This window comes from Streptomyces boncukensis, assembly GCF_011045075.1.
In the GTDB taxonomy this organism is placed as follows: Bacteria; Actinomycetota; Actinomycetes; order Streptomycetales; family Streptomycetaceae; genus Streptomyces; species Streptomyces boncukensis.
This window is the reverse complement of the sequence record NZ_JAAKZZ010000299.1, coordinates 1-9372: the sequence shown is the minus strand read 5'-3', so window position 1 is coordinate 9372 and position 9372 is coordinate 1. Positions and strand designations below refer to the sequence as shown.

The following is a 9372-nucleotide window of genomic DNA, read 5'->3' as shown; positions in this document are numbered from 1 at the left end:
GAGCGGGAGAGCCGGGAGGGCGCGGCCCTGCGGCGCGGCCGCCGGCTCGCCGTGGACGTCGGTGAGGCCCGGATCGGGGTCGCCGGCTGCGACCCCGACGGAATCCTCGCCACCCCGGTGGAGACGGTGCCGGGGCGTGACGTTCCGGCGGCGCTGCGCCGGCTCGCCGCGCTGACCGGGGAGTACGAGCCGCTGGAGGTCGTCGTCGGGCTTCCGCGCTCACTCAGCGGGTCGGAGGGCCCGGCGGCGGCCAAGGTCCGCTCCTTCGCCGAGCGGCTCGCGAAAAAGATCACACCGGTCCCGGTCCGGCTCGTCGACGAGCGGATGACCACGGTCACGGCGGCGCACGGAATGCGGGCCTCCGGGGTCAGCTCCAAGAAGGGCCGCGGGCGCATCGACCAGGCCGCCGCCGTGGTGATTCTGCAGAGCGCCCTGGAGACCGAACGGGTGTCTGGGCGGCCACCGGGGCAGTGCGTCGAAGTGGTTGTCTGATCGCGATACGGTAACGTGCCGCGCGCACAGGGCAGCCGTCCGCATATTGCTCACACCCGGACGGGGACGTTCCGGCGCCACCGCCACGCGGACCGCGGCGGCTGCCGCCTCGCGGCACAAGGGGATCGATGACTGAATATGGCCAGGGGCCCGGCTCCCAGCCGTGGCACCCCGACGACCCCCTCTACGGGGACCGGGACGCCTACGGTGGACAACCGGCCGGGTACCAGGATGGCTGGAGTGCGCCCCCGCAGCCCGGCGAGTACCCGCACCCCCAGCAGCAGTCGTACTACCCCCAGGAGTACTACGAGGGGACGGCCGCGTACGGCTACGGCGGACAGCAGTACGACCCCTCCTGCGGTGCGGTGGGTGCCGACCCGTACGGCATACCGCATGCCGATCCCTACGGCATGGGCGAGCGGCCCGACTACTACGCGCAGCAGGGCGGCTACCCGCCCCCGCGCCCGCAGTATCTGCGCGAGCAGCCCGAGCCGGTGCCGCACCCGCACGCCGCGCCGCAGGGCGCCCCCGCCGCGTACGCGGCGCCGCAGGACGCGCCGTACGCGCACCCGTATCCGTACGACGCACCGGCCGGGCCGGACCAGGGCACCGGCTGGGACCCGGGGCCCGACCAGGGAGAGCACGCCTTCTTCACGGAGGGCGGCGAGGACCCCGACCGGCAGGCGTTCCTGGACGATCCCGACGACGAGGAGCCCCGGCGCCGCGGCGGCCGGGACGGCACCAAGCGCAAGCGGAACGGCTGCGCCTGCCTCGCGGTCACGGTGGTGCTCGCGGCGGGTGTCGGCACGGTCGGCTATTTCGGATATCAGTTCTATCAGTCCCATTTCGCGCCCCCGCCGGACTTCGAGGGCTCGGGGAAGGGCGACGTCCAGATCGACATCCCGGACGGCGCCTCGCTCTCCGACATGGGCGACGTCCTCAAGCGCGAGGGCGTGGTGAAGAGCTCCCGCGCCTTCGTGGAGGCGGCCGACGGCAACAAGAAGGCCCAGAGCATCCAGGCCGGCTCCTATGTGCTGCGCAAGCGGATGTCCGGCTCCAGCGCCGTGGGCATGATGCTCGACCCCTCCAGCCAGAACGGCCTGATCGTCGCCGAGGGCTGGCGCGCCAAGAAGATCTACGCGGAGATCGACAAGAAGCTCGACGAGCCCGAGGGCACCACCCGGAAGGCCGCGAAGTCCGCGAAACTCGGCCTCCCCTCGTGGGCCGGCGGCAAACCGGAAGGTTTCCTCTTCCCCTCCCGGTACAGCATCGGCAAGGACAGCAAGCCCGCGGACGTGCTCCGCACCATGGTCAAGCGCGCCGAGGCCGAGTACACCAAGACGGGCCTGGAGGCCGCGGCGAAGAAGACCGGCAAGACCCCCGAGCAGATCATCACCATCGCCTCCCTCATCCAGGCGGAGGCCCAGCAGGACCACGAGTTCGGCAAGGTCTCCCGAGTGATCTACAACCGGCTCGACCAGGGCATGCTGCTCGGCTTCGACTCGACCATCAACTACGCCAAGGGCCGCTCCACCCTCAACACCACGGTCGAGGACACCCGCTACTCCTCGCCGTACAACACCTATCTGCACAAGGGCCTGCCGCCCGGCCCCATCGGCAACCCCGGCCACCAGGCCATCGAAGCGGCCCTCAAACCGACCGAGGGCAACTGGCTCTACTTCGTCACCGTCAAACCCGGCGACACCCGGTTCACGGACAGCAAGGCCGAACACGACAAGAACGTCCAGGACTTCAACGCGGTACAGCGCAAGCAGAAGGAGAACGGCGGCTGATGACCCACCAGGTGCAGACCAGGTCGCAGACCAGCGGGGTGCGGGAGGGAGCGCGCACCAGACGCGCCGCCGTACTGGGCTCGCCCATCGCCCACTCGCTCTCCCCGGCCCTGCACCGCGCCGCCTACGCCGAGCTCGGCCTGGAGAGCTGGACCTACGACAGCTTCGACGTGGACGAGTCCCGTATCGCGGGGTTCCTCGCCGACCTCGACGCGGACTGGGCCGGGCTGTCCCTCACCATGCCGCTGAAGCGCGCCGTGATCCCGCTGCTCGACGAGATCAGCGAGACGGCGGCCTCCGTCGAGTCCGTGAACACCGTCGTCTTCACCGAGGACGGGCGGCGGCTCGGCGACAACACCGACATCCCCGGCATGATCGCCGCGCTGCGCGAGCGGGGGGTGCGGCGGGTGGAGAGCGCGGCCGTGCTCGGCGCGGGCGCCACCGCCTCCTCCGCGCTCGCCGCGCTCGCCCGGGTGTGCAAGGGCGAGGTCGCCGCGTATGTGCGCAGCGCGGTGCGGGCGCGCGAGATGTCCGGCTGGGGCGAGCGGCTCGGCGTGCCCGTCCGCACGGCGGACTGGGCCGACGCCGCTGAGGCGCTGCGGGCGCCGCTGGTCATCGCGACCACGCCGGCGGGCGCGGCGGACGCGCTCGTGTCCGCCGTACCGGACCGGCCCGGCACTCTGTTCGACGTCCTCTACGACCCCTGGCCCACGCCGCTGGCGGCGGCCTGGCAGGCGCGCGGCGGGGCGGTCGTCGGCGGCCTCGACCTGCTGGTCCACCAGGCGGTGCTGCAGGTCGAGCAGATGACGGGCCGCAGCCCGGCGCCCCTGGCGGCGATGCGCGAGGCGGGCGAGGCGGCCCTGCGGGCCCGGGAGAGTTAGCCGTGCCCGGCCGGGGGCGCCCGGATGCCGGACCAGCGGAAAGTCCGTTCAGTCGAACATGGCAGGATCGGGTGCAGTCAGGACGGGCGCCGGGCCCCAGAGGGAGGACACATTGAGCAGGTTGCGCTGGCTGACCGCGGGGGAGTCCCACGGTCCCGCACTCGTCGCGACACTGGAGGGGCTCCCCGCCGGCGTCCCCGTCACCACCGACATGGTCGCGGACGAGCTGGCGCGGCGGCGGCTGGGCTACGGCCGCGGCGCCCGGATGAAGTTCGAGCGGGACGAGGTCACGTTCCTCGGCGGCGTGCGGCACGGCCGTACGATCGGCTCGCCCGTCGCCGTCATGGTCGGCAACACCGAGTGGCCCAAGTGGGAGAAGGTGATGGCGGCCGACCCGGTCGACCCGGACGAGCTCGCCGAGCTGGCGCGCAACGCCCCGCTCACCCGGCCCCGCCCCGGGCACGCCGACCTGGCGGGCATGCAGAAGTACGGCTTCGACGAGGCCCGCAACGTGCTGGAGCGCGCCTCGGCCCGGGAGACCGCGGCCCGCGTCGCGCTGGGCGCGGTGGCCCGCTCGTATCTGCGCGAGACCGCCGGCGTCGAGCTGGTCTCGCACGTGGTGGAGCTGGGTGCCGCGAAGGCGCCGTACGGCAGCGTCCCGGAGCCCGGCGACGTGGCCCGGCTGGACGCCGACCCGGTGCGCTGCCTCGACGCCGACGCGAGCGAGGCGATGGTCGCCGAGATCGACCAGGCCCACAAGGACGGGGACACGCTGGGCGGCGTCGTCGAGGTCGCCGCGTACGGCGTGCCCGTCGGGCTGGGCTCGCACGTCCACTGGGACCGGCGCCTGGACAGCCGGCTCGCCGGGGCGCTGATGGGCATCCAGGCCATCAAGGGTGTGGAGCTGGGCGACGGCTTCGGGCTGGCCCGGGTGCCCGGCTCGCAGGCGCACGACGAGATCGTCGCCACCGAGGACGGCATCCGCCGCTCCACGGGCCGCTCCGGCGGCACCGAGGGCGGCCTGACCACGGGTGAACTGCTGCGCGTGCGGGCCGCGATGAAGCCCATCGCCACGGTGCCGCGCGCCCTGGCCACCGTCGACGTCAGCACCGGCGAGGCGGACAAGGCGCACCACCAGCGGTCGGACGTGTGCGCGGTCCCGGCGGCCGGGATCGTCGCCGAGGCGATGGTGGCGCTGGTGCTGGCCGACGCGGTCGCCGAGAAGTTCGGCGGCGACAGCGTCCCGGAGACCCGGCGGAACGTCCGCGGCTACCTCGACGCGCTGGAGATCAGGTGACCGGCCCGGCCGTGGTGCTCGTCGGCCCCATGGGGGTCGGCAAGTCGACGGTGGGCGCGCTGCTGGCCGAGCGGCTGGACGTGGTCTTCCGCGACACCGACCAGGACATCGAGGCGGCGGCGGGCAAACCGGTCTCCGAGATCTTCCTGGACGACGGCGAGCCGCGTTTCCGGGAGCTGGAGCGCGCGGCCGTGCGCACCGCGCTCGCCGAGCACACCGGGGTGCTGGCCCTCGGCGGCGGCGCCGTGCTCTCCGAGCAGACCCGCGCGCTGCTGGCCCGGCACCCGGTGGTGTTCTTGGAGATAGGTCTCGCCGAGGCCGTCAAGCGGGTGGGGCTGGACGCCCCGCGCCCGCTGCTCGTCATCAACCCGCGCCGGCAGTGGCGGCAGCTGATGGAGGAGCGCAGGCCGCTGTACACCGAGGTCGCCCGCGCCGTGGTGAGCGCGGAGAACCGCACCCCCGAAGAGGTCGCCGAGGCGGTCCTCGACGCACTGGAGCTGAAACAGGCATGACGGAGCAGGCACTCACCCGGATCACCGTGGCCGGCTCGGCGGGCACCGAGCCCTACGACGTGCTCGTCGGGCGGCAACTGCTGGGCGAGCTCCCCTTCCTCCTCGGGGACCGGGCGCAGCGGGTGGCCGTGCTGCACCCCGAGGCGCTCGCCGAGACCGGCGAGGCGCTCCGCGCGGACCTGGCCGAACAGGGCTACGAGGCCATCGCCGTCCAGGTGCCGAACGCGGAGGAGGCCAAGACCGCCGAGGTCGCCGCCTACTGCTGGAAGGCGCTGGGCCAGACCGGCTTCACCCGGACCGACGCGATCGTCGGCGTCGGGGGCGGGGCCACCACCGACCTCGCGGGCTTCGTGGCCGCCAGCTGGCTGCGCGGAGTGCGCTGGGTCGCCGTACCGACCACCGTGCTGGGCATGGTGGACGCGGCGGTCGGCGGCAAGACCGGCATCAACACCGCCGAGGGCAAGAACCTGGTCGGCGCCTTCCACCCCCCGGCCGGGGTGCTGTGCGACCTCGCCGCACTGGAGTCCCTGGGCACGCACGACTACGTCGGCGGGCTCGCCGAGGTCATCAAGGCGGGCTTCATCGCCGACCCGGCGATCCTGGAGCTGATCGAGAAGGACCCGGCCGCCGCGCGCACTCCCGCCGGGCCGCACACCGCCGAGCTGATCGAGCGCGCCATCCGCGTCAAGGCCGACGTCGTCTCCGAGGATCTGCGGGAGTCGGGGCGCCGGGAGATCCTCAACTACGGCCACACCCTCGCGCACGCCATCGAGAAGAACGAGCGCTACACCTGGCGGCACGGCGCGGCCGTGGCCGTCGGCATGGTCTTCGCCGCCGAGCTGGGCCGGATCGCGGGGCGCCTCGACGACGCCACGGCGGACCGGCACCGCGCGCTGCTGCGGTCCGTCGGACTGCCGGTGAGCTACCGGGGGGACCAGTGGCCCAAGCTGCTGGACACCATGAAGGTCGACAAGAAGTCCCGGGGCGACAGGCTCCGGTTCATCGTCCTGGAGGGCCTGGCGCGGCCCGCGGTCCTGGAGAGCCCGGACCCGGCGATGCTGCTCGCCGCGCACGCCGAGATCGCGGCCTGAGCCGTTCACCGGCGGGCTGACGGGGAAGGTACCGTGCGGTACACACCACAGGCGGCGCCGCGGGGGCGGCGTACGCACACGTGAGGAGGAGTGGGGGCCGGATGCAGCACTACGGGGACGGCGGAGCGAAGGCAACACAGCCGTCCGTGCCACCTCCCGCCGGCTCTCCGCACCAGCCCCCGCAGCCGCACGCGGCCTCCTGGGGCGGCCCCGCGCACCCGCCGCAGCCGCACGCCCGGCCTCCGGCCGGCCCGCCGCACCCGGGGCCCCCTCCCGGGCCCGCGGGGCCCGCGGGCGGTGCGCAGCACGCCGAACTCACCGGCCATGTACGGCTGCCACCCGGCGGACCGGTCCAGGTCCCGGCGCCCGGCGCCCCCGGCGCCCAGCTGGACGGCACCCGCGCGGCCGTCGCCGTGCTGCTGATCGGTCCGGCCGGAGCGGGCAAGACCACCGTCGCGCGCTACTGGGCCGAGCACCGCGCCGTGCCCACCGCGCACATCAGCCTGGACGACGTGCGCGAGTGGGTGCGCTCCGGTTTCGCCGACCCGCAGTCCGGCTGGAACGAGCACTCGGAGGCGCAGTACCGCCTCGCCCGCCGTACCTGCGGCTTCGCGGCCCGCAACTTTCTCGCCAACGGCATCTCCTGCGTGCTGGACGACGCGGTCTTCCCGGACTGGCCCGTCGTGGGCCTCGGCGGCTGGAAGCGGCATGTGGGCCCGGGGCTGATCCCGGTCGTGCTGCTGCCCGGCCTGGACATCGTGCTGGAGCGGAACGCCGAGCGCTCCGGCAACCGGCGGCTGTCCGACGAGGAGGTGGCCGGCATCCACGGCCGGATGGCGGGCTGGTACAGCTCGGGGCTGCCCATCATCGACAACTCCCGGCAGGACGTCGCCGCCACCGCCCAGATGCTCGACACCGCCGTCGCCCGCAGCCTGACGAGCCCCCCGAGCTGGTAGCCGCCCGCCCTGCGCGGGGCGGCACGGGGCAGCTCCGGCACAGCGTGGCCCTCCGGAGCGGACTCAGCGCACGCCCACCGGCGCACGCCCCCGCGCGCGCCGCGCGGACACGCCGTAGCCCGCACGGCCCCCTCCAGCCGGTCGGACCGGCTCCTCCTGCGTACCCTCGGCGTATGTCCGAGGTGCATGTGGCCCGCCGCGCACGGCTGCGCGAGCGCTGTGCCGCGAGTACGGCGCACGGCGGTCCCGCGGACGCCGTGCTGGTCTCCCGCCCCGCGAACGTCCGCTATCTGACCGGCCGCGCCCCGGGTGGCGGTGCGCTGCTGCTCGGTCCCGACGGCCGGGACACCCTGTTCACCCCGTCCGACGCGGGCCCTGCGGGCGGCAGCCACCCCGGCGACGCGCTGGGGGACACCGTGCTCGGCGAGGCGGACGGGGACGCGGTCATCGCGGCGGCGGGGATCGCGGCGCGGCACGGGCCGCACGTCCTCGCCGTCGAGGAGCACCATCTGACCGTCGCCCGGCACCGGGCGCTCTCCTCCGTGGCACCGGCCCTGCGGCTGGCGGACCTGGACTGCGCCGTGGAGCAGCAGCGGGTCGTCAAGGACGAGGAGGAGATCTCGGCGCTGCGGATCGCCGCCGAGATCACCGACCAGGCGCTCGGCGAGCTGCTGGAGTCGATCCTGGTGGGCCGCACCGAGCGGCATCTGGCGCTGGAGCTGGAGCGCCGCCTGATCGACCACGGAGCGGAGGGCGCCGCGTTCCCCACCTCCGTGGCGACGGGGCGCAACTCCGGGCTGGCCGGGCACCGCCCCACCGAACGGCGCGTGGAGGAGGGCGACTTTCTCACGGTGCGCCTGGGCGCCCGGTACCGCGGCTACCGCTGCCAGATCGGCCGTACGTTTGTGATCGGCACCGCGCCCGACGACTGGCAGATCGAGCTGTACGACCTCGTCTTCGCTGCTCAGCGGGGTGCCCGGGAGTCCCTGGAGCCCGGTGCGGAGTACCGCGAAGTGGACCGCGCGGCACGGCAGGTGCTGGACGCGGCGGGGTACGCGGCGGCGCTCGGACGGGCCACGGGGCACGGTGTGGGGCTGGAAATCGGTGAGGACCCTCGGCTGTCACCTGCGGCCATGGGTAAACTGGACGCTTGTGTGCCGGTCACTGTCGAACCGGGGGTCCATCTCCCGGGACGGGGCGGCGTCCGGATCGACGACACGCTCGTCGTCCGCCCGCAGGCGGACGGCGGACCCGAGCTACTCACCATCACGACCAAGGAGCTGCTCGCGCTCTGAGCGCCACTGCTCCGAGGTACCGCAGCAGCAGTCTCAGGAGATTCCGCGACCGTGGCATCCACGAACGACCTCAAGAACGGCATGGTGCTCAAGCTCGACGGCGGCCAGCTCTGGTCCGTCGTCGAGTTCCAGCACGTCAAGCCCGGCAAGGGCCCCGCTTTCGTCCGCACGAAGCTGAAGAACGTGCTGTCGGGCAAGACGGTCGACAAGACGTTCAACGCCGGCACGAAGGTCGAGACGGCCACCGTGGACCGGCGCGGTATGCAGTTCTCGTACATGGACGGCGACTACTTCGTCTTCATGGACATGGACACCTACGACCAGCTCCACGTGGAGCGCAAGACCGTCGGCGACGCCGCGAACTACCTGATCGAGGGCTTCGACGCCACCGTGGCGATGCACGAGGGCGAGGTGCTCTCCGTCGAGCTGCCCGCCGCCGTCGAGCTGACGATCAAGCACACCGAGCCGGGCGTCCAGGGCGACCGCTCCACCGGCGGCTCCAAGCCCGCCGAGCTGGAGACCGGCTACGAGATCCAGGTCCCGCTCTTCATCACCACCGGCGAGAAGATCAAGGTGGACACCCGCTCCGGCGAGTACCTCGGCCGGGTGAACAGCTAGCGTGGCCGCTCGCAGCAAGGCCCGCAAACGCGCCTTCCAGATCCTCTTCGAGGCCGACCAGCGCGGCGCCGACGTGCGCACCGTGCTGGCGGACTGGCTGCGGCACGCACGGACGGACCCCCGGCAGCCGCCGGTCACCGAGTACACCATGCAGCTCGTCGAGGGCTACGCGGAATCCGCGGCCCGTATCGACGAGCTGATCTCCACCTACGCCGTGGACTGGACACTCGACCGGATGCCGGTCGTCGACCGGGGCATCCTGCGCCTGGGGGTCTACGAGCTGATCTGGGTGGACGACGTACCGGACGCGGTGGTCCTGGACGAGGCGGTGCAGCTCGCGAAGGAGTTCTCCACCGACGAGTCGCCCGGCTTCGTCAACGGCCTGCTGGGCCGTCTGAAGGAGCTGAAGCCGCAGCTGTTGCGCTGAGGCGACACGG

General features: G+C 73.3%; 10 protein-coding genes. All 10 read left to right on the top strand.

Annotation, left to right across the window (positions count from 1 at the left end):
• Positions 1-27: 27 nt before the first annotated feature.
• The 10 genes from ruvX (at position 28) to nusB (ending at position 9362) form a co-directional block, all read left to right on the top strand.
• Entirely contained in the window at positions 28-492 is a 465-nt protein-coding gene (gene ruvX / locus G5C65_RS24265; protein WP_165301044.1) for a Holliday junction resolvase RuvX, read from the top strand.
• A 128-nt stretch (positions 493-620) separates the two neighbouring features.
• Entirely contained in the window at positions 621-2285 is a 1665-nt protein-coding gene (gene mltG, locus G5C65_RS24260; protein WP_165301043.1) for an endolytic transglycosylase MltG, read from the top strand.
• Positions 2285-3166, top strand: a complete 882-nt coding sequence (locus G5C65_RS24255; protein ID WP_165301042.1) for a shikimate dehydrogenase — start codon at positions 2285-2287, stop codon at positions 3164-3166. Before mltG ends, G5C65_RS24255 begins: the two co-directional genes overlap by 1 nt.
• Before the next feature lie 112 nt (positions 3167-3278).
• Positions 3279-4463, top strand: a complete 1185-nt coding sequence (aroC, locus tag G5C65_RS24250; protein WP_165301041.1) for a chorismate synthase — start codon at positions 3279-3281, stop codon at positions 4461-4463.
• Positions 4460-4975 carry a shikimate kinase gene (locus tag G5C65_RS24245; protein ID WP_165301040.1) on the top strand — a complete coding sequence of 172 codons (516 nt, stop codon included), beginning with the start codon at positions 4460-4462 and terminating at the stop codon, positions 4973-4975. Before aroC ends, G5C65_RS24245 begins: the two co-directional genes overlap by 4 nt.
• Positions 4972-6066 carry a 3-dehydroquinate synthase gene (gene aroB, locus G5C65_RS24240; protein ID WP_165301039.1) on the top strand — a complete coding sequence of 365 codons (1095 nt, stop codon included), beginning with the start codon at positions 4972-4974 and terminating at the stop codon, positions 6064-6066. Before G5C65_RS24245 ends, aroB begins: the two co-directional genes overlap by 4 nt.
• 101 nt (positions 6067-6167) lie before the next feature.
• Complete coding sequence (locus G5C65_RS24235; protein ID WP_165301038.1) at positions 6168-7022, top strand: AAA family ATPase; 855 nt, start codon at positions 6168-6170, stop codon at positions 7020-7022.
• A 173-nt stretch (positions 7023-7195) separates the two neighbouring features.
• A complete protein-coding gene (locus tag G5C65_RS24230; RefSeq protein WP_165301037.1) occupies positions 7196-8317 on the top strand; it encodes an aminopeptidase P family protein in 1122 nt (373 codons plus the stop codon).
• 51 nt (positions 8318-8368) lie between these two features.
• Positions 8369-8935 carry an elongation factor P gene (efp, locus tag G5C65_RS24225; RefSeq protein WP_165301036.1) on the top strand — a complete coding sequence of 189 codons (567 nt, stop codon included), beginning with the start codon at positions 8369-8371 and terminating at the stop codon, positions 8933-8935.
• Position 8936: 1 nt separating this feature from the next.
• On the top strand, positions 8937-9362 hold the full coding sequence (gene nusB, locus G5C65_RS24220; protein WP_165301035.1) for a transcription antitermination factor NusB: 426 nt from the start codon (positions 8937-8939) through the stop codon (positions 9360-9362).
• The last annotated feature ends 10 nt before the right edge of the window (positions 9363-9372 follow it).

Bases quoted from the DNA above. Each gene is read 5' to 3' on its own strand.
- mltG (WP_165301043.1), top strand. From the start codon at position 621: ATGACTGAATATGGCCAGGGGCCCGGCTCCCAGCCGTGGCACCCCGAC.
- G5C65_RS24255 (WP_165301042.1), top strand. From the start codon at position 2,285: ATGACCCACCAGGTGCAGACCAGGTCGCAGACCAGCGGGGTGCGGGAG.
- aroB (WP_165301039.1), top strand. From the start codon at position 4,972: ATGACGGAGCAGGCACTCACCCGGATCACCGTGGCCGGCTCGGCGGGC.
- G5C65_RS24235 (WP_165301038.1), top strand. From the start codon at position 6,168: ATGCAGCACTACGGGGACGGCGGAGCGAAGGCAACACAGCCGTCCGTG.
- G5C65_RS24230 (WP_165301037.1), top strand. From the start codon at position 7,196: ATGTCCGAGGTGCATGTGGCCCGCCGCGCACGGCTGCGCGAGCGCTGT.